Source organism: Caulobacter sp. AVps18, assembly GCF_058681425.1.
In genome coordinates this window covers 1,927,565-1,952,252 of the sequence record NZ_CM178737.1, presented here as the reverse complement: position 1 = coordinate 1,952,252, position 24,688 = coordinate 1,927,565, and the positions used below count along the sequence as shown (strand labels likewise).

General features: G+C 67.6%; 18 protein-coding genes and 1 pseudogene. 10 read left to right on the top strand and 9 right to left on the bottom strand.

Translation table 11 applies throughout. The annotated features are described in order from the left end of the window. Positions 1 to 7: 7 nt before the first annotated feature. The 5 genes from ACW179_RS09180 to ACW179_RS09160 all read left to right on the top strand — a co-directional run bounded on the left by ACW179_RS09180 (position 8) and on the right by ACW179_RS09160 (position 6,690). Entirely contained in the window at positions 8 to 475 is a 468-nt protein-coding gene (locus tag ACW179_RS09180; protein ID WP_492063986.1) for a hypothetical protein, read from the top strand. A gap of 53 nt (positions 476 to 528) precedes the next feature. Next, positions 529 to 1,701 (top strand): acetyl-CoA C-acetyltransferase, encoded by a 1,173-nt coding sequence (locus ACW179_RS09175; RefSeq protein WP_492063985.1) that lies wholly within the window; start codon positions 529 to 531, stop codon positions 1,699 to 1,701. A 7-nt stretch (positions 1,702 to 1,708) separates the two neighbouring features. Then, on the top strand, positions 1,709 to 2,341 hold the full coding sequence (locus tag ACW179_RS09170; RefSeq protein WP_492063984.1) for a glutathione S-transferase family protein: 633 nt from the start codon (positions 1,709 to 1,711) through the stop codon (positions 2,339 to 2,341). A gap of 158 nt (positions 2,342 to 2,499) precedes the next feature. Next, positions 2,500 to 3,582, top strand: a complete 1,083-nt coding sequence (locus tag ACW179_RS09165) for an efflux RND transporter periplasmic adaptor subunit (RefSeq protein ID WP_492063983.1) — start codon at positions 2,500 to 2,502, stop codon at positions 3,580 to 3,582. Positions 3,583 to 3,594: 12 nt separating this feature from the next. Further along, entirely contained in the window at positions 3,595 to 6,690 is a 3,096-nt protein-coding gene (locus ACW179_RS09160) for an efflux RND transporter permease subunit (protein WP_492063982.1), read from the top strand. A gap of 17 nt (positions 6,691 to 6,707) precedes the next feature. On the opposite strand, the gene ACW179_RS09155 is transcribed toward ACW179_RS09160, so the two are convergent. Continuing rightward, positions 6,708 to 7,355: an arylesterase gene (locus ACW179_RS09155; protein WP_492063981.1), complete on the bottom strand. Its 648-nt coding sequence runs from the start codon at positions 7,353 to 7,355 to the stop codon at positions 6,708 to 6,710. 55 nt (positions 7,356 to 7,410) lie between these two features. On the opposite strand from ACW179_RS09155, the gene ACW179_RS09150 reads away from it, so the two are divergent. From ACW179_RS09150 to ACW179_RS09135, 4 genes are all read left to right on the top strand, one after another. Further along, complete coding sequence (locus ACW179_RS09150; protein WP_492063980.1) at positions 7,411 to 8,097, top strand: ABC transporter ATP-binding protein; 687 nt, start codon at positions 7,411 to 7,413, stop codon at positions 8,095 to 8,097. Then, complete coding sequence (locus ACW179_RS09145; RefSeq protein ID WP_492063979.1) at positions 8,094 to 10,613, top strand: ABC transporter permease; 2,520 nt, start codon at positions 8,094 to 8,096, stop codon at positions 10,611 to 10,613. Before ACW179_RS09150 ends, ACW179_RS09145 begins: the two co-directional genes overlap by 4 nt. A gap of 116 nt (positions 10,614 to 10,729) precedes the next feature. Continuing rightward, on the top strand, positions 10,730 to 12,049 hold the full coding sequence (locus tag ACW179_RS09140; RefSeq protein WP_492063978.1) for a PQQ-dependent sugar dehydrogenase: 1,320 nt from the start codon (positions 10,730 to 10,732) through the stop codon (positions 12,047 to 12,049). A gap of 68 nt (positions 12,050 to 12,117) precedes the next feature. Beyond that, a complete protein-coding gene (locus ACW179_RS09135; protein WP_492063977.1) occupies positions 12,118 to 13,569 on the top strand; it encodes a carotenoid oxygenase family protein in 1,452 nt (483 codons plus the stop codon). Positions 13,570 to 13,741: 172 nt separating this feature from the next. Here ACW179_RS09135 and ACW179_RS09130 read toward each other — a convergent pair whose 3' ends face one another. From ACW179_RS09130 to ACW179_RS09120, 3 genes are all read right to left on the bottom strand, one after another. Next, a complete protein-coding gene (locus ACW179_RS09130) occupies positions 13,742 to 14,866 on the bottom strand; it encodes an IS481 family transposase (protein WP_492059470.1) in 1,125 nt (374 codons plus the stop codon). Between the two features lie 93 nt (positions 14,867 to 14,959). After that, positions 14,960 to 15,751, bottom strand: coding sequence for a DUF1295 domain-containing protein (locus ACW179_RS09125; RefSeq protein WP_492063976.1), 792 nt, complete (start codon positions 15,749 to 15,751; stop codon positions 14,960 to 14,962). A gap of 170 nt (positions 15,752 to 15,921) precedes the next feature. Beyond that, positions 15,922 to 17,145: an acetyl-CoA acetyltransferase gene (locus ACW179_RS09120; RefSeq protein WP_492063975.1), complete on the bottom strand. Its 1,224-nt coding sequence runs from the start codon at positions 17,143 to 17,145 to the stop codon at positions 15,922 to 15,924. A 105-nt stretch (positions 17,146 to 17,250) separates the two neighbouring features. On the opposite strand from ACW179_RS09120, the gene ACW179_RS09115 reads away from it, so the two are divergent. Then, the gene (locus ACW179_RS09115) at positions 17,251 to 18,192 is read left to right on the top strand and encodes a winged helix-turn-helix transcriptional regulator (protein ID WP_492063974.1); all 942 of its coding nucleotides are present in this window, start codon (positions 17,251 to 17,253) and stop codon (positions 18,190 to 18,192) included. A 4-nt stretch (positions 18,193 to 18,196) separates the two neighbouring features. On the opposite strand, the gene ACW179_RS09110 is transcribed toward ACW179_RS09115, so the two are convergent. The 5 genes and pseudogenes from ACW179_RS09110 to ACW179_RS09090 form a co-directional block, all read right to left on the bottom strand. Further along, on the bottom strand, positions 18,197 to 19,480 hold the full coding sequence (locus ACW179_RS09110) for a dicarboxylate/amino acid:cation symporter (protein ID WP_492063973.1): 1,284 nt from the start codon (positions 19,478 to 19,480) through the stop codon (positions 18,197 to 18,199). Positions 19,481 to 19,563: 83 nt separating this feature from the next. Next, a complete protein-coding gene (locus ACW179_RS09105; protein WP_492063972.1) occupies positions 19,564 to 20,577 on the bottom strand; it encodes a DegT/DnrJ/EryC1/StrS family aminotransferase in 1,014 nt (337 codons plus the stop codon). A gap of 116 nt (positions 20,578 to 20,693) precedes the next feature. Beyond that, a complete protein-coding gene (locus tag ACW179_RS09100; RefSeq protein WP_492063971.1) occupies positions 20,694 to 22,250 on the bottom strand; it encodes a class I adenylate-forming enzyme family protein in 1,557 nt (518 codons plus the stop codon). Continuing rightward, positions 22,247 to 22,403: pseudogene (locus ACW179_RS09095) on the bottom strand (hypothetical protein). The gene ACW179_RS09100 and the pseudogene ACW179_RS09095 overlap by 4 nt, the downstream one beginning before the upstream one ends. After that, positions 22,400 to 24,490: a 3-hydroxyacyl-CoA dehydrogenase NAD-binding domain-containing protein gene (locus ACW179_RS09090; RefSeq protein ID WP_492063970.1), complete on the bottom strand. Its 2,091-nt coding sequence runs from the start codon at positions 24,488 to 24,490 to the stop codon at positions 22,400 to 22,402. Before ACW179_RS09090 ends, ACW179_RS09095 begins: the two are co-directional and overlap by 4 nt. Positions 24,491 to 24,688 lie beyond the last annotated feature (198 nt).

Here is a 24,688-nt window from a genome sequence, read left to right as displayed (position 1 = left end):
CGGGGCGTTGGCTTTTTCAACCGATCAGGTCACCCTGCGGTCGATGATCTTTCACTCACTGTATCAATGGGCCAGCTTCCTGGCGCTGGTCGTTTCGGTCGGAGCCGGGCTCTGGCTGGGGCGCTGGCCTGAACGCCTGGGGGCGAGCGCCATGCTGGCCGCCTGGCTGGCCACCGCCCTTTCGCTGAACGGCACCCAGTTGTGGGGCCCTCAATGGGGCGTGATGATCATCGACGTGCTGCTGCTGGCGGTTTTGCTGTTCATCGCCCTGCGGTCCAATCGATGGTGGCCGCTGTGGGCCTGCGGCTTCCATGCGCTCAGCGTGGTGCTGCATCTGGCCGTGATGGCCGACCCCAAGATCTGGGGCCGGGCCTATTTCGTCGCCGGCAACGCTTTCAGCTATCTGGTCATGGGCGCGCTGTTCATCGGCGCCATGGGGCGCTGGCGACCCAGGCGAACTGACGCCGCGTCATAGAAGACAGGCCTTGCGTTTTCTGATCCGTTGCTGCAAAAGCAGGGAGAGACATCATGGGGCAGGCCTATATCGTCGCCGCCGCGCGCACCGCCGGCGGCCGCAGGGGCGGACGGCTTTCGGGCTGGCATCCAGCCGATCTGGGGGCTGCGGTGCTCGACGCCCTGGTCGCGCGCAGCGGCGCAGACCCCGCCCTGATCGAGGATGTCATCATGGGCTGCGTCGGTCAGGCGGGCGAGCAGTCGGTCAATATCGCCCGCAACGCCGTTCTGGCCTCCAGCCTGCCCGAAAGCGTTCCGGCCACCTCGGTCGACCGCCAGTGCGGCTCGTCGCAGCAGGCCCTGCACTTCGCCGCCGCCACCGTCATGTCCGGCGCCATGGATGTGGTGATCGCTGCGGGCGTCGAGAGCATGAGCCGCGTGCCGATGGGCCTGCCCTCGACCTTGCCCTACAAGAACGGCTTCGGCAGCTATATGAGCCCGAAGATTCAGGCGCGATATCCCGACATCCAGTTCAGCCAGTTCGCCGGCGCCGAGATGATCGCCAAGAAGTATGGCCTCAGCCGCGAAGCCCTGGATGCCTTTGCCCTGACCAGCCACCAGCGCGCCATCGCCGCGACCAGGGGCGGCAAGTTCGACGCCGAGATCGTGCCCCTGGACATCACCCTGGCCGATGGAAGCGCCGAGCGCCACACCACTGATGAAGGCATCCGCTACGAGGCGACGCTGGAGTCGATCGGCGGGGTCAAGCTGCTGCAGGAGGACGGCCGTCTGACCGCCGCCACCTCCAGCCAGATCTGCGACGGCGCCGCCGGGGTCATGGTGGTCAACGAACGGGGCCTCAAGGCCCTGGGCGTCGAGCCCCTTGCCCGCATCCACCACATGACCGTCATCGGCCACGACCCGGTGATCATGCTGGAGGCGCCGATCCCCGCCACCCAGAAGGCCCTGCAACGGGCCGGTCTGAAGATCGACGACATCGACCTCTATGAGGTCAATGAGGCCTTCGCCTCGGTGCCGACGGCCTGGCTTCAGGTGCTGGGCGCCGATCCTGATCGCCTGAACGTCAATGGCGGTGCCATCGCGCTGGGCCATCCGCTGGGCGGTTCGGGTGCCAAGCTGATGACCACCCTGGTCCACGCCCTGCGCGCGTCTGGCGGCCGCTATGGCCTGCAGACCATGTGCGAGGGTGGCGGCCTGGCCAATGTGACGATCATCGAGCGGCTCTAGTCGCGCGATGATCACCCTCTATCACTGCCGCGACGCCCGCTCTTTCCGGCCCCTCTGGGCGCTGGAAGAGCTGGGCCTGGCCTATGAGCTGAAACTCCTGCCGTTCCCGCCGCGTTTTCTGGCGCGCGAATATCTGGCCGAGAACCCGCTGGGCACCATCCTCTTGCTGGTCGATGGCGAGACGCGGATGACCGAGTCGGCGGCGATGATCGAGTATCTGTCGATGCGCCACGGCGGCGGGGCGCTGTCGGTGAAGCCCGACGCCCCCGCCTATGGCGCCTATCTGAACGGCCTGCATTTCGGTGAGGCCACCCTCACCTTCCCCCAGACCCTTGTGCTGCGCTATTCGCGCCTGGAGCCCGAAGAGCGCCGAAACCCGCAGGTGGCGCAGGACTATGCCCGCTGGTTCCTGTCGCGCCTGAAGGGCCTGGACCAGATCCTGCAGACCCGCGACCATGCCGCCGGCGAGCAGTTCACGGGCGCCGACATCTCCATCGCCTACGCCCTGCTGCTGGCCAGTTCGCTGGGGCTTTCCGGCGAGTTTTCACCGGCGGTCGCCGCCTACTGGGCCAGAATGCAGGCGCGAGACAGCTTCCAGCGCGCGCAACGGGCCCAATCGGCAGGCAAACCGTCGTTCTGATCCGCCCCGGCCATATCGTCTTACGATCATTTAACTGAGCGACCTGAGGTTTGTCGGCTAGAAGGCCAGAGAGGCTTTCTGGGACATCGGGGACGATCGTGCACAACGGGAACAAGACGCGCGTCAGGCATACCGGCGCGCTAGTGGCGGTTCTCGGTGTGAGCGTTCTGGCGCTGACGGGATGCCAGGGCGGCGAGAAGAAAGCCAAGGACACCAAGACCAGGCCGGCCTCGGCCCAGACCGTGGGCGTGGCGATCGTCAGCACCCAGGCCGTTCCGCGCATTATCAACGCCACCGGCACCATCTCGCCCTGGGAAGAGGTCCCGGTCGGGGCCGAAACCGGCGGCCTGACGGCCATCTCGGTCAATGCCGACGAGGGCCAGACGGTTCAGGCCGGCCAGGTGCTGGTCAAGCTCAACGACACCCTGCTCAGCGCCCAGCTGCGGCAGCAGGACGCCAGCGTCGCCAGCGCAAAAGCCACCCTGGCCGAGGCCGAGGCGGCCCTGCGCCGCTCGCGCGAACTTCAGGCCAAGGGCTATCTCTCGCAGGCCTCGCTCGAGACCAGCCTGGCGCGCCAGCAGACCGCCAGCGCCCAGGTCGCCGCCGCAGAGGCCGCGCGCGGCGAGACCGCCGCCCGCCTGGCCCAGACCGCCATCCGCGCGCCCGTGAGCGGGCTGATCAGCCGCCGCAGCGTCACCAAGGGCCAAATCGTCAGCACCGGCGCGGAAGTCTTCCGTATCGTCCGCGACAGCCGCCTGGAACTGGACGCCGAGATCCCCGAGACCGACCTGCTGCTGGTCAAGCCCGGCATGCCGGCCACCATCGTCTCCGAGCGTCTTGGCGAGACCTCCGGCCGCGTCCGCATCGTCACGTCCGAGGTCAACAGCACCACCCGCCTGGGCGTGGCCCGCGTCGCCCTGACCACCATGGGCGGCTTCCGACCCGGGATGTTCGCCCGCGCCACCATCCAGGCCGGAGACCAGCCCGCCCTGACCGTGCCCAGCGCTGCCGTGCTGTATCGCGAAAACCGCCCGGGTGTGTTCGTGGTCGATGGCCTCAACCAGGTCCGCTTCCGCCGCATCGTCATCCTGGCCACCACCGCCGACAAGATCGCCGCCAGCGGCCTGACCGCCGGCGAGAAGGTTGTGGTCGAGGGCGCAGGCTTCCTGGGCGAGGGTGATGTGGTCCGCATCGCCAGCGCCGTGCCCACCACATCCGCCGCCGCCAAGTCGGCCCGCTAGGAGCGCCGCGCGATGGGCAACATCTCGTCCTGGGCGATCAAGAACCCGATCCCCGTCATCCTGCTGTTCCTGCTGCTGACCATCGCCGGTGTGGCGGGGTTCCGCAGCATGCGGATCAACAACAACCCTGACGTCGATCTGCCCTTCGTGGTGGTCACGGCCATTCGGCCCGGCGCGGCGCCCAGCGAACTTGAAACCCAGGTCACGCGCCTGATCGAAGACTCGATCGCGGGCCTGGGCCAGGTTCGCCACATCAACTCCACCATCACCGACGGCGCGTCCACGACCTTCATCGAGTTCGAGCTGGGCGTGGACCACGAGCGCGTCACCAACGACGTGCGTAACGCGATGTCGGGCCTGCGCGGCGACCTGCCCCAGGACATGCAGGAGCCCAACGTCACCCGGATCGACATCTCGGGCGATCCTCTGATCACCTATGTGGTCAAGGCTCCAACCCTGACGCCCGAACAGCGCAGCTGGTTTGTCGACAACGAGGTCAGCCGCAGCCTTCTGGCCCTCAAGGGCGTCGGCGAGGTCAACCGCCGGGGCGGTGTCGATCGCGAGATAGAGGTGGCCCTGGATCCGGACCGCCTGGCCGCGCGCGGTGTCACCGCCGCACAGGTCAGCCAGGCCCTGGTGTCCTCCAACGCCGACCTGCCCGGCGGCCGGGTGACCATTTCGGGATCGGAAAGAGCCATCCGCACCCTCGGCGCGGCCGGCTCCATCGACCAGCTCCGCGAGACCCGAATTCCGCTGAGCGCAGGCGGCACGGTGCGTCTGGCCGATCTGGGCACGGTCGAGGATCGCTGGGCCGAACCCCGCTCGCGCGCCCGCTATGACGGCCAGGAAGTGGTGACCTTCAACATGGTCCGCTCGCGCGGGGCCAGTGAAGTTCAGACGGCGGAGAAAGTCCGCAAGGCTGTTCTCAAGCTCGACGCGGCCCATCCGGAAGTCGAGATCGAGGAGATCACCTCTGAGGTGAAATACATCGAGGACAGCTATCTGGCCTCGATGGAGGCGCTGATCCTGGGCGCGGTGCTGGCCGTACTGGTGGTGCTGCTATTCCTGCGCGACTGGCGTGCGACCTTCCTGGCCGCCGTGGCCATCCCGATGTCGCTGCTGCCGACCTTCGCCATCATGGCCCCGCTGAACCAGTCGCTCAACAGCATCACCCTGCTGGCCCTGTCGCTGACGGTCGGCATCCTCGTCGACGACGCCATCGTCGAGATCGAGAACATGGTCCGCCACATGCGGGGCGGCAAAACGCCCTATGCGGCGGCGATGGAGGCGGCCGACGAGATCGGCCTGGCCGTCGTGGCCACCACCTTCACCATCGTGGCGGTGTTCGCCCCCGTGGGCTTCATGCCGGGCATCATCGGCCAGTTCTTCAAGGCCTTCGCCCTTGCGGCCTGTATTTCGGTGCTGTTTTCGCTGGTCGTCGCTCGCCTGCTGACGCCTCTGATGGGCGCCTACATGCTCAAGGCCAGCACCAAGCACGAGGACAAGGACCCCTCGTGGATGGGTCCCTATCTTCGCAGCCTCAACTGGTCGCTCGACAATCGCTGGAAAGTCCTGGCGATGGGCATTCCGATGATCGTCGGATCGGTCCTCCTGGCCAAGGCCTTGCCGTTCGAGTTCTCGCCGGCGGCTGACCGTGGCCGCGCGCCGTTCTCGGTGCAACTGCCGCCGGGCGCGACCCTGGACGAGACCGACGCTATCGTGCAGCGCATGACCCGCGAATTGCGGGCCCGCCCTGAAGTGGTGGGAGTCTATGCGGCGATCGGCGGCAACAACGCCGTCAACACCGCCACCCTGAACGCCGATCTGGTCCCCAAGGGCGAGCGCATGGGCCAGCAGGAATTCAGCCGTCTGATGGTCGATCAGTTCGCCGCCATCCCCGGCGCGCGGATCGGCGCAGGCTCCAACAGCGGCGGCGGCCCCAGCGACGGCACCAGCTTCCAGCTTAGCCTCGTAAGCGACAACGGACCTGCGCTGGAGGCTGCGGCGCGAAAGGTGGAAGCCCAGATGCGCGGCGTGCCCGGCTTGGCGCATGTGGTCAATACCGCCGCCATCGCCCGTCCCGAGATCGTGGTCACGCCCAAGCCCGACCAGGCGGCCAGGGCCGGCGTCTCGGCGGGTGCCCTGTCCCAGGCGGTCCGAGTGGCCACCATCGGCGACGTCGACCAGAACCTGCCCAAGTACAATCTGGGCGACCGCCAGGTGCCGATCCGCCTGCGCCTGACCCAGAACGCCCGCGAAAACCTGGCCGTGCTCCAGACCCTGCAAGTGCCGACCTCGAACGGCCCGGTGCCCCTGAACGCCGTGGCGGACGTGCGCTTTGGTGCCGGCCCCTCGCAGATCAGCCGCCAGGACCGCTCGCGCGTCGCCACCATCACCGCCGAACTTGACGGCATCGTCGTGGGCGAAGCCAGCAAACGGGTCCACGAGCTCTCGTCGGTCAAGAACCTGCCGGCCGGGGTCAGCGAAGTCGCAGCGGGCGACATCGAGTTCATTCAGGAGATGATCGTCGGCTTCGCAGCCGCACTGATCACCGGCATCCTGCTGATGTATGTCGTGCTGGTGCTGCTGTTCCGCAGCTTCGCCCACCCGATCACCATCATGGTCGCCCTGCCCCTGGCGATCGGCGGCGCGTTTGGCCTGCTGGTGCTGGCCAAGTCGAGCTTCTCGGTCTCAACCCTGATCGGCATCCTGATGCTGATGGGGATCGCGGCCAAGAACTCGATCCTGCTGGTCGAGTACGCGATCATGGCCATGAAGGAACACGGCATGACCAAGCGCGAGGCCATTGTCGACGCCGCCCACAAGCGGGCCCGGCCGATCCTGATGACGACAGTCGCCATGGGCGTGGGCATGTTGCCCGTCGCGGTCGGCTTCGGCGCCGATGTCGAGTTCCGCGCCCCGATGGCGATCGCAGTGATCGGCGGCCTGATCACCTCGACCCTGCTGTCGCTGCTCTATGTGCCGGTGGTGTTCATCCTGATGGATGGCCTCAAGGCCCGGGCGGAAAAGCGCATGGGCCGGGTGTTCGGCGGCCACGCTCACACGGCGGTGACGCCCGCTCACGCATCGACGCTGATCGAGAAATAGACGGGCGTGCCGGCGGCCTATCTCCGAAGCGCCGCCGCCACCGTGGGGGCCAGTCGCTCGGCGACAATGCGCGCGCCGGCCGCGTTGGGATGAATGCCGTCACGCTGCATCAGGCGGGGCACGCCCACCACCCCGGTGACGAAGTCGGGGTGGTAGGACACGCCCGTTTCGCGCGCCAGGGCCGGGTACAGGTTGGTGAACTCGCGGGCATAGGATGCGCCGATCAGGGGCGGTGCCCGAACCCCGGCCAGCACCACCTTGATGCCGCGCGCCTTCAACCTGTCGATGATACGGCGCAGATTGGCCTTGGTGCGCGCCGGGTCAGCCCCCTGCAGCAGGTCGTTGCCGCCCAGGGCGACCACGCAGACGGTTGTGTCGGGTCCGACACTGAAATCGACCCGCGCCAGGCCTCCGCCGCTGGTGTCGCCCGACACGCCCGCGCCGCGTACCACCACCTTGACGCCAAGGCGTTCCAGGGTCGCCTGCAGTTGGGCCGGCAAGGCGTCACGCGCCGGCAGGCCAAGGCCCGCCGTGATCGAGTCGCCCAGCATCGTCACGACGGCCGGCTTGGGCGGTGCAGCCACAGCCTCAAGACCGACGAGCGTCGCGCCAAGACCCAAGATGAGTGCGCGCCGGGTGGGGGTTGGGAGTGTGATCAGGCTCATGCGTTCCTATCTGGTGTTCAGCCCCGTCAGAATAAGCCCCTATCAAGGAAACTTCATGTCCGCTGAGCTTGCTCCGCTTTCCCTGTCATCGGTGACCCTGACCTTGCCCTCGACCGCCGGGCCGGTGAACATCCTACGCGGCGTGGACCTGCACGTCGCCGCAGGTGAGCGCGTAGCGATCATCGGGCCGTCGGGATCGGGCAAGTCGTCGCTGATCTCGGTCGCGGCCGGGCTTGAGCGTCCCACCTCGGGGACCGTCAGCCTGTTTGGCCAGGACCTGGCGAAACTGGACGAGGACGGCCGGGCGCGCCTGCGCCGGGGCCGCGCCGCCCTGGTGTTCCAGAGCTTCCACCTGCTGCCCAACATGACCGCCGAGGAAAACGTCTCCGCCCCGCTGGAGATCGCCCGGCTTCCCAATGCTCTGCCCACGGCCCGCGACTGGCTGGGCAAGGTGGGGCTGTCCTCGCGCCTGACCCACTATCCCCACCAGCTGTCGGGCGGCGAGCAGCAGCGCGTGGCCCTGGCCCGCGCCCTGGCCGCCCGGCCGGTCCTGCTGTTCGCCGACGAGCCGACCGGCAATCTCGACAGCCGCAACGCCGGCTCGGTGGTGGATCTGATGTTCGAGCTGCTCGCCGAATGTGGCGCGGCCCTGGTGATGGTCACCCACGATCCGGTGCTGGCCGAGCGCGCCGACCGCATCGTGCGCATGGCCGACGGTAAGGTGGTCGAGGCCACCGCGTGAGCCCGCTCTCCTTCCGCCTCGCCGCCCGCGAGCTGCGTTCGGGCGTCAGGGGCTTTGGCATCTTCCTGGCCTGCCTGGCGCTTGGGGTGGCCGCCATTGCCGCAGCCGGTTCCACGGCCGAGGCCTTTCGTCAGGGCCTGGCCTCGCAATCGCGTGAGATCCTGGGCGGCGATCTGGCCGTCTCGGTCGAGAACCGCGACTTCACCGCCGCCGAGCGCGCTGCCTTCGCCAGCTTGGGCAAGGTCTCCTACACGGCCCGCGTGCGGGTGATGGCCCAGGCCCCGTCGGGCGACCGGCGGCTGGTCGACCTGCGCGGCGCCGACGCCGCCTACCCCCTGGCCGGCAAGGTCGAACTGGAGGGCGCGGCCAGTCTGGCGCAAGCCCTGGCGACGCGCGACGGCCTGCCCGGGGCGGCGGTCGAGCCGGCCCTGCTGGACCGTCTGGGCCTGAAGATCGGCGACACCTTCGAGGCCGGTCCTCTGACCCTGGTGGTCCGGGCCGCCATGATCCGCCAGCCCGACAGCGTCTCGCGCGGCTTCGTGCTGGGCCCGCGCGTGGTGGTGCGCCGCGAGCTTCTGGACCCCACCGGCCTGCTGGCGCCGGGCCTGCCGTCTGGCCAGGCAGCGCGCATCGCCATGCCGGCCGCCTCCGATCCTGTGGCCGCCGGCAAGCGGCTGGAAAAGACCTTCGGCAAGGACGGCCTGGAGGTGCGCGATCGCACCAACGCCGCCTCGGGCGCCAAGCGCCTGATCGACCAGCTGGAATATTTCCTCGGCTTCATCGGCCTGGCCTCGCTGGTCGCCGGCGGTCTGGGCGTGGCCGGCGCGGTCTCGGCCTATCTGGCCACGCGCGAGCCCTCGATCGCGGTGCTGAAAGCGCTGGGCGCTGATGGGGCCCTGATCCGCAACCTCTACCTGATTCAGATCGGCCTTCTGGCCAGCCTGGGCGTCGTCATCGGCCTGGGCGTCGGCGCGGCTATCCCTCTGCTGATCGGCCAGATCGCGGGCAACGACCTGCCCATCCCCGCCCTGTTCGCAGTCTATCCCGAGCCGCTGATCAAGGCCGGCGTCTTTGGTCTGCTGGCGGCGGCGGCATTTTCGCTGATCCCCCTGGCCCGCGCCCGCGCCACCCCGCCCTCGGCCCTGTTTCGCCGCGCCCTTGGCGTGCGTGCGCCGTTCGGGCTGGAGACCATCGTCGCCGGTCTCAGCGGCATCGGTCTGGCGGCCTTGGCGATCGTCACCGCCCCGACCCCCATCGCGGCCGGAGTCATGATCGCCGGCGTCGTCGTATCCTTCGCCGCCCTCTGGGCGCTGGGCCTTGCCGCCGCCTGGCTGGCGGGCAGGCTGAGGGGCCTGGCGCGCGGTCCGATCCGCATCGGCCTGGCCAACCTGGCCGGCCCCCGCTCTGCGGCCCGCACGGCCACGCCCGCCATCGGTCTGGGCGTGGCCCTACTGGCCTGTGTGGTGCTGATCCAGTCGTCCCTGCTGGCCCAGGTCCGCGACGTGGCGCCCAAAAGCGCCCCGGCCATGGTGTTCACTGAGATCCCCGGCGATCAGGCTGCCGCCTTCGACGCCGCCGTTGCCAGCGCAGCCGGGACACCCCTGACGCCAGAGACCTGGCTGCGCCTGCCCTTCGCCACTGGCCGCATCATCGCCCTCAAGGGCCAACCTGTGAACATCGAGGCGATCAAGCCCTCGGAACGCTGGGCTTTCGACAACGACGTCAACCTGTCGATCCTGGCCGCAGGGCCCAAGGGCGACAAGGTGGTCGAGGGCCGCTGGTGGCCGGCCGGCTATAGTGGTCCGCCGCAGGTGGCGCTGGAAGTGGATCTGGCGCGCGGCGCGGGCCTCAAGGCGGGCGACAAGATCACCATCTCTGTCCTGGGTCGTGACCTGGAGGCCACGGTCGCCGTGCTGCGCGAGGTCGAGTTCGGCGCCTTTGGCCCCAACTTCTCCGTGGTTCTCGATCCGAAAAGCCTGGAAGGCGCGGTGCTGCGCAACATCGCCATCGCCAAGATGGACCGCGCTGCCGAGGCCCGCGTCACCCGCGCCCTGGGCCAGAGCTTTCCCGCCGTGAACGTCATCAGCGTGCGCGAGCAGCTGGAGTCGGCCGCCGGCCTGTTCGACCGCCTGGCCCTGGCCATTCGCGGGGCTGCGGCTGTCGCCGGTCTGGCGGGTCTCCTGGTCCTGGCCGGAGCCATCGCCGCCGGGGCGCGAGCCCGGGCCCGCGAGGCCGCGACCCTGAAGGTTCTGGGCGGCACCCGCACCCAGATTCTCTCGGCCTATCTGGTCGAGTATGGCGCTGTCGGCCTGATCGCCGGGGCGGCCGGCGTGCTGCTGGGCGTCGCGGCGGCCTGGCCCGTCGTGGTTCTGGTGTTCAAGGCGCAGTGGAGCATCGACTGGGCCGGCGTTGCGGCCCTGCTGGGCGGCGCAGCGGGCCTGTCGGCAGTCGGCGGCCTGCTGGCGGCGGCCCAGGCCCTGTCACGGAGGCCGGCGCCGGTGCTGCGGGCCGACTGACGGTGGGGAAGCTCGACGGCGCTGCGCATTGGTTTAACCTCCAGCGTCGTTGATCCTCCGCGCCAACGAAGGCGGGACGCTTCCACGCGTTACGGGACGACCTCTGGGAGATCTTCATGCCGCGCCTTCGTCACCCCGCCGCCCTGACGCTGATCGCCCTTTCGGCCCTGGCCGCCTGCAGCCCCGGCGAGTCCCAGACGCCTGCGGCAGGCTATGGCCCCGATCCGGCCCTGCCGGCCCCGACCAAGACCCTGCTGCCGACCGTCAAGGTCGCCCCGGTCAGCCGCTGGACCAATGGCGCGACGCCGACGCCCGCCGCCGGTTTCGCGGTCAAGGCCTTCGCCTCGGGCCTCGACCATCCCCGCTGGCTACTGGTGCTGCCGAATGGCGACGTGCTGGTGGCCGAGGCCAACCGGCCGCCGAAGAAGACCAAGGGCTTCGATATCCGGGTTTGGGCCGAGAACCAGATCATGGGCAAGGCCGGCGCCACCGTGCCCAGCGCCAACCGCATCAGCCTGTTGCGCGACGCTGACGGCGACGGCGTGGCCGAGTTGAAGACACCGTTCCTGACCGGCCTGAACTCGCCGTTCGGCATGGCCCTGGTCGGCGACACGCTCTATGTCGCCAATACCGACGCGGTCGTCTCCTTCCCCTATGCGACGGGTGCCACCCAGATCACCGTGCCGGGCCGCAAGCTGGCCGAGCTTCCCGCCGGCCCCCTGAACCACCACTGGACCAAGAGCCTGATCGCCAGCCGCGACGGAACCAGACTCTATGTGGGCGTCGGCTCCAACAGCAATGTCGGCGAGAACGGCATGGCGGCCGAGGAACGTCGCGCGGGCATCCTGGAGATCGACATCGCCACCGGCGCCAGCCGCGTCTTCGCCTCGGGCATCCGCAACCCCGTCGGCATCGGCTGGAACCCCGTCACCGGCCAGCTCTGGACCGCCGTCAACGAGCGCGACGAGATCGGCAATGATCTGGTGCCCGACTACATGACCTCGGTGAAGGACGGCGGGTTCTATGGCTGGCCCTACAGCTATTACGGCCAGACGGTCGATACGCGGGTCAAGCCACCCCGGCCCGACCTCGTCGCCAAAGCCATCAAGCCCGACTACGCCCTGGGCGCCCATACGGCCTCCCTGGGCCTGACCTTTTATGAGGCCGCCGCCTTCCCCGCTCGTTACAGGGACGGGGTGTTCATCGGCCAGCACGGCTCTTGGAACCGCAAGCCGCAGTCGGGCTACAAGGTGGTGTTCGTACCCTTCGCGGGCGGCAAGCCCGCCGGCCCGCCGGAAGACATCCTGACCGGCTTCCTCAACGCCAAGGGCGAGGCCCAGGGACGCCCCGTGGGCGTGGTGGTCGACAAGGCCGGATCACTGCTGGTCGCCGACGATGTGGGCAATGTGATCTGGCGGGTCAGTCCCGCCGGCTGACCCTATGGGCAACTTGCACAGCGAGACTGACTGACCGTAAGATCGCGCAGACCTCTGTGAGATCCGCCATGAAGATCGAACGCCTGCCGCCTGTCCGCACCTCGCTGGGCCGCACCAACCACCCCTACATGACCGGGGCCTGGACGCCGCTGCACGAGGAGGTCAACGCCTGGGACCTGGAGGTGCTGGAGGGCGCGATACCGACCGATCTGGACGGCGTCTATCTGCGCAACACCGAAAACCCGGTGCACGCGCCGCTGGGCCGCTATCACCCGTTCGACGGCGACGGCATGGTCCACCAGATCGAGTTCAGGGGCGGACAGGCCACCTATCGCAACCGCTTCATCCGTACACGCGGCTTCGAGGCCGAGCAGGAGGCCGGGGAGAGCCTGTGGGGCGGCCTGGCCGACGGCCCAGGCACGTCCAAGCGCCCGGGATTTGGCGCGCATGGCGGCCTGAAGGACACCGCCAGCACTGACATCGTCGTCCATGGCGGCGAGGCGATAGCCACCTTCTACCAGTGCGGCGAGGCCTATCGGCTGGATCCGCTGACCCTTGAGAACCTCGGCGTCGCGGCCTGGGCGCCGCTGGACGGCGTGTCGGCCCACCCCAAGGTGGACGAAGAGACCGAAGAACTGCTGTTCTTCAACTACTCCAAGCACGCGCCCTACATGCACTATGGCGTGGTCGACGCTTCGGGCAAGCGCACGGTCTATCAGGCCATCGACCTGCCCGGTCCGCGCCTGCCGCACGACATGGCCTTCACCAAGAACTGGTCGATCCTCAACGACCTGCCGGTGTTCTGGGACCAGAACCTGCTGGAGCGCGACATCCACGCCGTGCGCCTGCATAAGGGCGTGCCGTCTCGCTTTGGCCTGGTCCCCCGCCATGGCGGCGAGGTGAAGTGGTTCGAGGCCGCGCCGACCTATGTGCTGCATTGGCTCAACGCCTATGAGGACGGCGACGAGGTGGTGCTGGACGGCTATTTCCAGGAAAATCCCACGCCACGCCCGCTGGAGGACGCGCCCGAGGGTCACGGCCATCTGATGGCCTATCTGGACGAGCACAGCTTCCGTCCCAAGCTGCATCGTTGGCGCTTCAACTTCGTCACCGGTGAGACCACCGAGGCCCATCTGGACGAGCGCGTCCTCGAGTTCGGGATGTTCAACCAGCAGGTGGCCGGCAAGCCCTATCGCTATGCCTATTCCACCACCGCCAAGCCGGGCTGGTTCCTGTTCAACGGCTTCGTCAAGCACGACCTGGAAACCGGTGAAAGCTGGTCGATCCAGCTGCCCGAGGGCCGCTATGCCAGCGAAGCGCCGTTCGCGCCGCGCGTCGGGGCGGTGGACGAGGACGACGGCTATCTGGTCAGCTTCATCATCGACGAGAACCGGGGCACCTCAGAGTGCCTGATCGTCGACGCCAAACGCTTCGAGACCGTCTGCCGCCTGGCCCTGCCGCACAAGCTGAGCAGCGGGACGCATAGCGTGTGGGCGGGGCGGGAGCGTCTGCGCGATTGAAATCCTCCCCCTGAAGGGGGAGGTGTCGGCGTAGCCGACGGAGGGGGAAGTCTGGCCGGCCTTGGAGACCACTTCCCCCTCCGGCGCTTCGCGCCACCTCCCCCTCTGGGGGTGTTTGGACCGGGGACATCCGTGACAGGTGTTCGGAGACATCCGTGACAGGTTGAGGATGCTATTTTGCGGTCCTCAGGTCGATGGTTTTGAGACGTTGGGTCTGGAAGAAGACGTCGAAGACGCCATCGGTCTGGGTGGCTCGCAGGGCGACAGCTTTTCCAGCGAAGGCTTTTGGGACCTTGAGCGGACGGTTGGCAAAACTGAGATGGCCCCCTTGCTGGACCCGGCGAACCTGGTCGTCGGGTCCGTACTCGAAGGGCGGGATGACGGGCTGGTAGGGCCTTGGACTGTGTCGGTAGCGATCGACGGGAACCGCCATGTCCAGGGCCTGGTGAGGCCGGACCAGATTGTAGATGTCGCGCCAGTGATCGAGCGCGCGGGCCGCATGGTCGAGGGTCTCGAAGGGGGTGCTCAGGGCCTCGGCCTTTAGGGTGCGATGGAAGCGCTCGTCCTTGCCCAAGGTCTGGGGATGATAGGGCCGGGAGTGGCTGATGCGCACGCCCAGCTCGATCAGCCACACGCCCAGCGGGGTGTAGGGATCGCCGGGGCCGTTGCCCCAGGGCGAGCCGTTGTCGGTGGCGATGCGCCAGGGCAGACCATAGCGCGTAAAGGCCTGGATCAGTTGATCCTTGACGGTCTGGGTCTTCTGGTTGGCGCAGGCGGCCAAGACCACGGCAAACCTCGAGTGGTCGTCCAGCACCGTCAGGGGATGCAGTCGCCCTGAGCCCAGGGCCACGTGGCCCTTGAAGTCCATCTGCCACAGATCGTTGGGCTGGGGATGCTCGAAGCGGATGAAAGGCTGAGCGCCGCCGCCTTCACCGCCCAGCGCCACACCACCCCGGCGCAGGATCTGGGTTACCGTCGAGGGGGCTGGAGCCTCAAGCCCCTCACGCCGCAGCACCGCCGCGATCTTGCGGCCACCCCAGGCCGGATGCTCCGCACGGACCTGAAGCGTCGCATCCTCAACCGCCGTCTCCGTGCGCCGGGGCGAGGTCCGCGGTCGGCGAGATCGCGCCTCAAGGCCCGCATCGCCTTGCTCCCGATAGCGCGCCATGAGCCGGTAGCCCAGCGTCGCGCTGACCCCGAACCGCCGGCAAAGCTCCCGCCTGTTACAGCCTTCAACCAAGGCCAGCCGTACAAACTCCCGTTTGCGATCCATCGCAGACACCCCCGTGAACGGCATCCCGACCTCCCTCTGAGATCGGAAAATGTGTCACGGATGTCTCCGAACACCTGTCACGGATGTCCCCGGTCCAAACAGGGGGGAGGATCTATTTCAGACCTTCTTCGGAAACCACGGCACGAATCCCGAGGTCCGCTGCACATAGGCCTCATAGTCAGGCCGCTTGCGACGCATGCGGCCCTCGACGGTGGGCACGCCGCTCCACTTAGTCAGCAGGAAGGTCATCAACACTGGAGCCGGCAAGGTCCAGGCACCAAGGCCTGTGCCGGCGGCGATCAGATAGAGGCCCCACCAGACGCAGGCGTCGCCGAAATAGTTGGGGTGGCGGGTGTAGCGCCACAGGCCCTGGTCCATGACCTTGCCGGCGTTCTCGGCCTTGGCCTTGAAGGCCGCCAGTTGCGCATCACCGATCGTCTCGAAGGCGATCCCGACCACCGCGATGGCGGCGCCGACAAAGGCGAGGGTGCCCAGCGGCGCGGCCGAGCCGTGGCCCAGTTGCACCGGCAGGGCGATCACGAACTGCAGGGCGTATTGCAGGGCGAAGACCAGCAGCAGGGAGGCCTTGGCGAAGCTCCATTTCCGCTCGCTCTCGGCATGGGCCATCATGGTCACATAGCGGCGATCCGGGCCGTTCTTGCGCCAGCGCCAGAACAGATAGCCGCCCAGCCGCAGCGCCCAGACGGTGCAGAGCCCGACCAGCAGCACCCCGTGCGGCGTCGGCCCGACCTGCAGCAGCGCGGTCCAGGCGATGAGGGCCATGCCCACGCCCCACCAGGCATCGATGAAGCTGACGTCTTTCAGGCGCAGACTGATCAGCCACAGGGCGATAAAGGCGACCGCCGAAACGGCGGCGTTAACGACGAGGAGTTGGAGAAGAGGCGGCATGAGCGTCCGATATGGCTTGGAACAGGTACGAAGGCATTTACTAACGAGATGCTCCCCTTCCGGGGGAGCTGTCGCGGAGCGACTGAGGGGGCCTTCTCGGCCTATTTCCAGATGTCCCCCTCCGGCCCTCCGGGCCACCTCCCCCAAAGGGGGGAGGATCTTCCGCTGGTCTAGACCCCCACCACGAAACTCACCGTCGTCGTGGTCGAACCGCCGATGTTCAGGGTCTGCACCGTTTTCGCGCCCTCGACCTGATAATCGCCGGCGCTTCCGGTGGTTTGCTTGAAGGCGTCCAGCATCATGCGCACGCCGGTGGCACCCACGGGATGACCGGTCCCGATCAGGCCGCCAGACGGGTTGATCGGCAGCCTGCCGCCCATGGCGATATCGCCGGCCTCAACCGCCTTCCAGCTTTCGCCCGGCGCGGTCAGGCCCAGATGGTCGATGGCCATGTATTCGGTGGCGGTGAAGCAGTCATGTGTCTCGACCGCATCGATACCCGACACGTCGTCGCCGATCCCGGCTCGGGCGCGGGCGTCCACGATCGCCCGGCGCACCTGCGGGAAGACGTAGTCCTGGTCACGGCTGGTCTCGATCTTGCGGGCATAGCTGATCGGGGCCGAGCGATGGCCCCAGCCCTTGATTTGCGGAAGCCTGGACAGCGCGATGCCCCGCTTGTCGGCATAGGCTTTTGCCCGCGCCGGCGTGGCCAGAAACACCACCGCCGCGCCATCCGTGACCTGGCCGCAGTCCTGCTTGCGGGTGCGGCCCTCGACCACGGGATTGGTCTCGTCGTTCTCGGTGAAGGCCTCGGGTCCGAACCGCCAGTCACGGGTCTGGGCGTTGGGATTGCGCCGGCCGTTGGCGAAATTGATCTCGGCGATCGCCATCAGATGTTCGTACTTCAGGCCATAGCGGCGGTCATATTCGTCGGCGAGGTCGGAGAAGGCCCGGGGCCACAAGAAACGGGCGTCCTGGAATTCGTGCCCGGCCCAGGCGGCACTGCCGAGATTTTCCGCGGCCTTCTGGCCAGGAACATTACGCATCAGCTCGATGCCGACGACACAGGCCAGGTCGTAGCGTCCGGCCTCGAGCTCGGCCGTAGCCGCCAGGATGGCGACGCTGCCGGAAGCACAAGCCGCCTCGTGGCGGGTGGTCGGAAGGCCATCGAAGGCCGGATGAACCTGGCCAAACATCCCGCCCAGCAAACCCTGCCCCGCGAAGAGCTCACCGGCAAAATTGCCGACATGACCGGTTTCGACCTCCTCGGGATCCAGGTCGACGGCTGCCAGGCCCTCCCCGAGGGCTTCGCCGAAGGCATCGGCCAGGTCGCGGCCCTGCCGGCTCCAGTTGGCGGCGAAATCGCTCTGCCATCCGCCCAACACATAGACCACTGCGACCTCCCCGACGGCCTTTTCGTTAGTCCGACTATACAAGCGACCCTCGCAGAGTCCATCGCTCGCATTGACAGTCCGGCGCGAGGCGCCCCACCAAGCCCTATGGTCCAGCCAAAGGCTCCAACCCTTGTCCCGAACAGTTCGGCCGCGCGCGCGCTGAACCTGATCGGCGACCGTTGGACCCTGCTGGCGCTGTATGCGGCCTTCATGGGCGTGAACCGGTTCGATGGCTTCATTGCCCTCACCGGCATGGCCCGCTCGCTGCTCGTCGACCGGCTGGGGCGGCTGGAAGCGGCCAGCGTGCTGGAGCGTCGCCCCTACCAGACCCGGCCCGCCCGCCACGAATATCACCTGACCGCCATGGGCAAGGACCTCTACGATTCAGCCCTGATGCTGCTGGGCTGGGAGATGCGCTGGCGGCTGGATCCGGCGTGCCCGTCACACCAGATTATCCACAGCCCCTGTGGGCAACCTTTACGACCCGTCCTGGCCTGCCAGGCCTGCGCCGGGCCGGTGAAGGTGCGCGACATCGTCCTGTCGCCCGGACCCGGAGCGGGACTTGAGCCTGCGCCTCGCGCCCGTCACTCCCGCCGCGCCAGCGATGCTCCGGGAACGGAAGGGGTTGGCGGCGTGCCCCTGCATCCGATGCTCGAGCGCTCCATCGAGGTGCTGGGCGACCGCTGGACCGCCCACCTGGTGGCCGCCAGCTTCTATGGTCTGACGCGGTTCAAGGACCTGCAGTCCCACCTGAAAGTGGCCACGAACATCCTCACTGACCGCCTGACGCGGCTGGTCGAGCGCGGCATGCTGGAACGGCACCTCTACCAGACCCGTCCCGAGCGTTGGGAGTATCGGCTGACCCAGGAAGGCCGGGACTTCTTCCCGTTGATCGCCGCCCTGATGGCCTGGGGCGACCGATGGCTGTCCGGCGAGGCCGGTCCGCCTGAAATCCTGACCCACAGCTGCGGGGCGAGGCTGGTTCCGGTGGTGCGCTGCGGGGCATGCGAAGGCGCTGTGGACGTCAAGACCACGCGGATGGCGTGAGGGGCTAAACGTCCTTGCGGCCCAGATAGACCTCCACATCGATCTCCTTCTCCCAGCGCCCGATGGCGGTGGCGACGGCGAGGTCGGCGGTGACATTGGGCACGGTGCGGATCATGTCCAGCACACGGTCAAACGGCAGGATGAAGCCGACGATCAGGGCGGTCTGTTCGGGGCCGACGCCGATGGAGCCCAGCACGGCGGCCAGGATGAACAGTGAGCCCGACGGCACCGGCGCCACGCCCATGGCGACGATGGTGGTGGTCACGGCGATCATCACATACTGCGCCGGTTCCAGATGCACGCCGAAGGCCTGGACCGCAAACAGCGTCAACATCGCCACGTACATCGCCGTGCCGTCCATGCCGATGGTCGCGCCCAGCGGCAGGACGGTAGAGGTGACCGGCGGCTTGATGCCGAGGTTGTCTTCCGCCACGCGGATCGCCACCGGCAGGCTGGCCGAACTGGAGGCCGTCGACAGCCCTACCAGCATGGCGTCGATGATCCCCCTGAAGAACGGAACCACCGGCAGCCAGGCCAGCAGCCGCACAATGGCACCGTGGACAACCAGGGTCTGGAAGGCCGAGCCCACCACCACGCACAGCGCCAGCCGCGCCACATTGACGAAGGTCTCTGGCCCGTTGGTGCCCATGACTACGGCGATCAGGGCAAAGACGCCGATCGGGGCAGTCTCCATCACAAAACCGACCAGTTTCAACATCACCGCCGTGCCCGATTTCAGCAGCCGGGCCACCGGCTCACCCGCCTCGCCGGCCACGATCACGCCGGCCCCGATCATCACGGCAAAGAAGATGATCGCCAGGGTCTCACCCTCGGCCAGGGCCTTGATGGGATTGAGCGGGACGATGCCGATGAAGATCTCGGCCGGCGACTTGGGCGTCCCAACCGCCTGGGGTGCCACATGGGCCAGATCAGCACCGATCCCCGGCTGGAACAGGCTGGCGCAGACCAGGCCGACCACCACCGCCAGGAAGACGGTCAGGAAGTACATGCCGATGGTCTTCAGGCCGATGCCGCCCAGTCGTTTGGGGGCGCCCAGTTCGGCCACGCCCGTGGCGATGATCACGAAGACCAGCGGGGCCACCAGCATGCGGATCAGCCGGATAAATACCTCACCGACGATCTTCAGGCTGGCCGCCCCCTCGCCCCACGCCAGACCGACCAGCGCGCCCAGCACCAGGGCTCCGAGGATGCGCTGGTACAGCGGGATCGCGAACCACCAGGCCAGCGGCGACTTTCGAGCAGGTGGGGCGGGCGTGGAATCAGTCATGCGCAAGAGTCCGGGAAGCTGTGCCGCCCAGACCATGGCGCGTCGCGGCGGGGGTCAAGCCCGGATGGCGGCTCGCAGGCGGCTTACCCCGCCACGGCGCTGCGCAGGGCGGCAGCCAGGTCGTCCAGGCCGGTGATGTCCAGATCCGGGTCGATGCGGACCACGACCACGGACTTGGCCAGGCGGTCGGCGACCGGGGTTTCATCGCTCGCCGCGATGCGGGCACCGACACAGACGCCGCCCGCCTCCACGCCCGCCTGCGCCAGGCGAGCCAGTACGGCCGGAGCAGTGTCTTCGGGCACGCTGAGGGCGCAGACATCCGAGATCCAGCTCATGCCCCAGCCGGGTTGGAAGCCGACCGGGGCGTCCAGCAGAAGCACGCGCAGGCGCTGGGCTGCGGTGGCCAGTCGCGGGCGCTTGCGGGGCCACAGTTCAAGACCCGCCTCGCCGTCGAACATCGGGGCCTCGATGGCGGCGACAGGGATGGCGTCCTCGCAGGCGATGAACACGCCCTGGCCGCTGGGCAAGCCGACGATGACCGGAACCGGGGCGCTCTGGATCACGTCAAAGGCCTCGACGGCCTCGACCAGGATCGGCAGACCGACCTCGTCGCGAAAGGCGGCCCAGGCGCGCAGGTCGGGCGCGCGGCCGTGGGCACCGATGGGCAGTATGGCTTCCAGCGGCCCGGGGGCCTCGGCAAGACGCTCACGAAGATGGGCGGGATCGAACATCCAGCTGAAGGGATCGACATCAACCAGCCAGGGCTTCAGTCCCGCCAGGGCGATGCCGGCCAGGGTCTCGGCCGACGCCAGGGCCGGAACCACGCAATAGCCACCGGAACGAACGCCCAGAGCGGTCAGGCTGGCGGCGACAGCGGCGGCATGGTCGGCCATCACGCGCACCGCCACAGGACGGCAGAACCGCGCCATCAGGCCGGCTTCCTGACCAGGGCCGTGACCTGCGGCGTTGAGCGCCCTGGCCACCGCATCGAAATCGACCGCGCCAGACGGGTCGATGCCAGACGGGGCGATAAACGACGCGCGCGGTTCGGCGCTGTCTGGCTTGAGGGTCGGTGCGGGGGCGGACGAAGAACGCATGGTACGGACGCTTCCACGAAGAGCCGGTGAGACCCATTGGCGTCACCGTATGGTTAAGCAACCGTATCGAGCGATTCCATCAGCCCCTCTGCGGCGCGGGGTCGCGGGACAAATGCCTAGGCCGTAAGCTTGGCCGTCCAGGAGTCGCGCAGTTCGCGCTTCAAAACCTTGCCGATGTGGCTGCGCGGCAGGGCGTCCACCAGGTGCAGTTCGGCCAGTCTCTGGGTCTTGCCGACCTTGCCGTTGACGAAGGCGCGGATCGCTTCGGCCTCGGCCGTCTCGCCCGTCTTCAAAGCCACGAAGGCCACCGGAGTCTCGCCCCAGGCGTCAGAAGGCACGCCCACCACCGCCGCCTCGGCCACGGCCGGATGCTGCACGATCTCGGCTTCAAGGTCGCTTGGGTAGATGTTGAAGCCGCCGCTGATGATCATGTCCTTCTTGCGGTCCATCAGCGTGAGGAAGCCTTCCTCATCGAACCGACCCACATCGCCGGTTCGAATGAAGTTCCAGCCCTCGGGCGAGATCCAGGTCGCCTCGGCGGTCTTGCCCGGCTGGCCGTGATAGCCGTTCATCATGCCCTGCGAGCGGCCGACGATTTCGCCGACCACGCCGGGACCGACCTGTACGCCGTCCTCATCGATCAGGCGAATGTCGTGGCCAGGAGCCGGCCTGCCCACCGTGTGCAGCTTGTCGGGGTGCTCGTGGCACATCAGGATGCAGGTGCCCCCGCCCTCGGTCATGCCGAAATACTCAACCAGCCCGCCGGGCCAGCGCTTGAGCACGTCGGCCTTCAGCTCGGCCGAGAACGGGGCGCTGGTGCAGAATTTCAGGTGGGTGGTGGACAGGTCGTAACGGTCGAAGTCTGGCCTCTCCATCAGGCGGCGGTACTGCACGGGCACCAGCATGGTGTGGGTCATGCGGTGCTGCTGGGCCAGCTCCAGATATTTGCCGGCGTCGAACTTCTTCATCAGCACCACCGTGCCGCCGCCAGCCAGGGTGGGGAAGAAGCAGACCAGGGTGGTGTTCGAATAGAGGGGTGTCGAGAGCACCGTCACCGCGCCCGGCGCATAGCCGACCGCGTCGCCCCGGAAGACATGCTTCCAGCGCATGCCATGCGACTGGACGATGCCCTTGGGCGTGCCCGTGGTGCCGCTGGAATAGATGATGTTGAAGGGATGGCCGGACGCGATCTCGACGGGCGACGGCACGGCCCCTTCCGGCGCCAGCCAGGCCTCGAACGCCTCGCCGGCGGCCGCGCCGTCAAGCGCAAGGGTCCTGACCGGCACGGGGGCCGAGGCCTGGGCTTCGGCCACACCCGCGTCCACGAAGAACAGCTTTGCGCCGCAGTCGGCCACCATGCCGGCAATCGCCTGCGGCGTGGACGACGGGGCCAGCGGGGCCACGGCGACCCCGGCGCGCAGGCCGCCCAGGAAGAGCGCCGTATAGGGGATGGAGGACAAGGCGCAGACCGCCACCGCCTCGCCGGGCTGGATGCCGTCCCGCTGCAAGGCAGCCGCCACCCGGTCGACCAGGACGTCGAACTGGCCATAGGTCACGGCCTCGCCGGTCTCCATGACGATGGCCGGATGGTCGGGGTTTTCCTGCGCCCGCAGCCGCAGGATGTCGCCCATCACGCCATAGTCGGCGGTCATCATGTCGGCGAGGCTGGTCATGGGCTTGTTCCTGAAACACAAACTCTTGTCATCCCGGGCGGCGAAGCCGACCCGGGACCCAGAGGCCAAGCGCAGTGCGGCTGCCCCTGGGTCCCGGCTCTCCGCTTCGCTGCGGCCGGGATGACAAGCTTCTTGGATGTTGCCGGACGCTATGCGTCCTTGAACCCCTTGCCCTCGGCGACCAGGCGTTCCAGCAGGGCCGACGGCTTGAAGTCGTCGCCATGGGCCGCGTGGAATTCCCTCATCTTGGCCAGGACCTTGTCGAGCCCCACCAGCTCGCCCCAGAACATCGGGCCGCCGCTATAGACCGGCCAGCCGTAGCCGTTGATCCACACGATATCGATGTCGGACGCCCGGATGGCCTTGCCCTCTTCGAGGATCTTCGCGCCCTCATTGACCATCGGATAGAGGCAGCGCTCCAGGATCTCCTGGTCGGTGATCTGGCGGCGCTGGATCTGACGCTTCTCGGCGAAGTCGCGGATCACCTCCTCGACGATGGCCGAGGGGTTGGCGACGCGGTTTTCGTCATAGTCATAGAAGCCCTTGCCGTTCTTCTGGCCGCGACGGTCCATCTCGCACAGCACTTCGCGAACGGTGGACGAGCTGGTCTTGCTGGCGTCCCATCCGATGTCGAGACCGGCCAGATCGCTCATCGCGAAGGGGCCCATCGGCAGGCCAAAGTCGTACAGTACGCGGTCCACATCCCAGGGCATGGCCCCTTCCAGGATCAGCTTCTGGGCCTCGCGCTGGCGCTGGGCCAGCATGCGGTTGCCGACAAAGCCGTAACAGACCCCGACCAGCACGCCGATCTTGCCGATCACCTTGGACAGCTTCATCGAGGTGGCGATCACCGACTTGTCGGTTTTTTCGCCGCGCACGATTTCAAGCAGGCGCATGACATTGGCCGGCGAGAAGAAGTGCAGGCCGATCACGCTTTCCGGACGCTGGGTACAGGCGGCGATCTCGTCGACGTTCAGGTACGAGGTATTGGTGGCCAGGATCGCGCCCGGCTTGCAGATCGCGTCCAGCTTGCCGAAGATATCCTTCTTGATCTCCATCAGCTCGAACACGGCCTCGATAATCAGGTCGCAGTCGGCCAGGTCCTCAAGATTCATCGAGGGCGTCAGCAGCGCCATGCGCTTTTCGACGTCGTCCTGGGTCAGGCGGCCCTTCTTGGCGGTGTTCTCATAGTTCTTGCGGATCGTGGCCACGCCGCGATCCAGATTCTCCTGCTTCATCTCGACGATGGTCACCGGGATGCCGGCATTGAGGAAGTTCATCGAAATGCCGCCGCCCATGGTGCCGGCACCGATCACGCCAACCTTCTTGACGGGGATCGTCGGGGTGTCGTCCGGAACATCCGGGATCTTGGCGGCCTGGCGTTCGGCGAAGAACACATAGCGCTGGGCGGCCGACTGGCTGCCGGTCATCAGTTCCATGAACAGCTTGCGTTCGGCCTTCAGGCCCTCTTCGAAGGGCAGGTTCACGGCCGCTTCAATGCACTGGATGTTGCTTTCCGGGGCCTTGAAGCCGCGGAACTTCTTGGCATTGGCGGCGCGGAAGGCGGCGAAGATCTCGGGCTTGCCGCGAGCGGCCTCGACCTTGGCGTTCAGCTCACGAACCTTGGCCAGGGGGCGCTTCTCGGCCAGCACCTTCTGGGCGAAGGCGATGGCCCCGGCGCGGAGGTTGCCCTCCTCGACCAGCTCGTCGAACAGACCCATCGCTAGCGCGGCCTTGGCCGGCACGTGCTGGCCGCTGGTGACCATCTCCAGGGCCTTTTCGACGCCGACGATACGGGGCAGGCGCTGGGTGCCGCCGGCTCCGGGCAGCAGACCGATATTGACCTCGGGCAGTCCGCCCTTGGCGGACGGAACCGCCACGCGATAGTGGGCCACGAGGGCCACTTCCAGGCCACCGCCCAGAACCGTGCCATGGATCGCGGCGATCACCGGCTTGGGCGAGTTCTCGATCGTGGCCTGCACGTCCTGGAGGGACGGGCCGGTCATGGCCTTGCCGAACTCAGTGATGTCGGCCCCGGCGATGAAGGTCTTGCCGTCGCAGATCAGCACGATCGCCTTGACGGCCGGATCGGCAATGGCGGCATCAAAGCCGCCGGCCAGTCCCTCGCGCACGGCGGCCGAGAGGGCGTTCACCGGCGGTGAATTCAGCGTGACGATCCCGATATCGCCTTCGACGGAAAAATCGGTGACGGCGTTGATTGCGGTCATGGCGGTTTCCACCCCTGCTCTTATGTTTGAACGGTTGTTTGAAGACAAAACCTGCACGGTCGCGCGCGGATGTCCAGACCCTCCGCAACGGTGCCCGATTTGCGGGCACCCGCCGTTGACGCGGCTCTCTACATACTCCAACTTCTAAACAGTGATTTCAGCCGAGATGGTCTGCGGGGGCGGATGGCGCGATGAACGCGACCAATTTGC

Excerpts from the sequence above, each read along its gene's own strand:
- ACW179_RS09175 (WP_492063985.1), top strand. The coding sequence starts at position 529 with ATGGGGCAGGCCTATATCGTCGCCGCCGCGCGCACCGCCGGCGGCCGC.
- ACW179_RS09170 (WP_492063984.1), top strand. The coding sequence starts at position 1,709 with ATGATCACCCTCTATCACTGCCGCGACGCCCGCTCTTTCCGGCCCCTC.
- ACW179_RS09160 (WP_492063982.1), top strand. The coding sequence starts at position 3,595 with ATGGGCAACATCTCGTCCTGGGCGATCAAGAACCCGATCCCCGTCATC.
- ACW179_RS09155 (WP_492063981.1), bottom strand. The coding sequence starts at position 7,355 with ATGAGCCTGATCACACTCCCAACCCCCACCCGGCGCGCACTCATCTTG.
- ACW179_RS09150 (WP_492063980.1), top strand. The coding sequence starts at position 7,411 with ATGTCCGCTGAGCTTGCTCCGCTTTCCCTGTCATCGGTGACCCTGACC.
- ACW179_RS09140 (WP_492063978.1), top strand. The coding sequence starts at position 10,730 with ATGCCGCGCCTTCGTCACCCCGCCGCCCTGACGCTGATCGCCCTTTCG.
- ACW179_RS09135 (WP_492063977.1), top strand. The coding sequence starts at position 12,118 with ATGAAGATCGAACGCCTGCCGCCTGTCCGCACCTCGCTGGGCCGCACC.
- ACW179_RS09130 (WP_492059470.1), bottom strand. The coding sequence starts at position 14,866 with ATGCCGTTCACGGGGGTGTCTGCGATGGATCGCAAACGGGAGTTTGTA.
- ACW179_RS09125 (WP_492063976.1), bottom strand. The coding sequence starts at position 15,751 with ATGCCGCCTCTTCTCCAACTCCTCGTCGTTAACGCCGCCGTTTCGGCG.
- ACW179_RS09115 (WP_492063974.1), top strand. The coding sequence starts at position 17,251 with ATGGTCCAGCCAAAGGCTCCAACCCTTGTCCCGAACAGTTCGGCCGCG.
- ACW179_RS09110 (WP_492063973.1), bottom strand. The coding sequence starts at position 19,480 with ATGACTGATTCCACGCCCGCCCCACCTGCTCGAAAGTCGCCGCTGGCC.
- ACW179_RS09105 (WP_492063972.1), bottom strand. The coding sequence starts at position 20,577 with ATGCGTTCTTCGTCCGCCCCCGCACCGACCCTCAAGCCAGACAGCGCC.
- ACW179_RS09100 (WP_492063971.1), bottom strand. The coding sequence starts at position 22,250 with ATGACCAGCCTCGCCGACATGATGACCGCCGACTATGGCGTGATGGGC.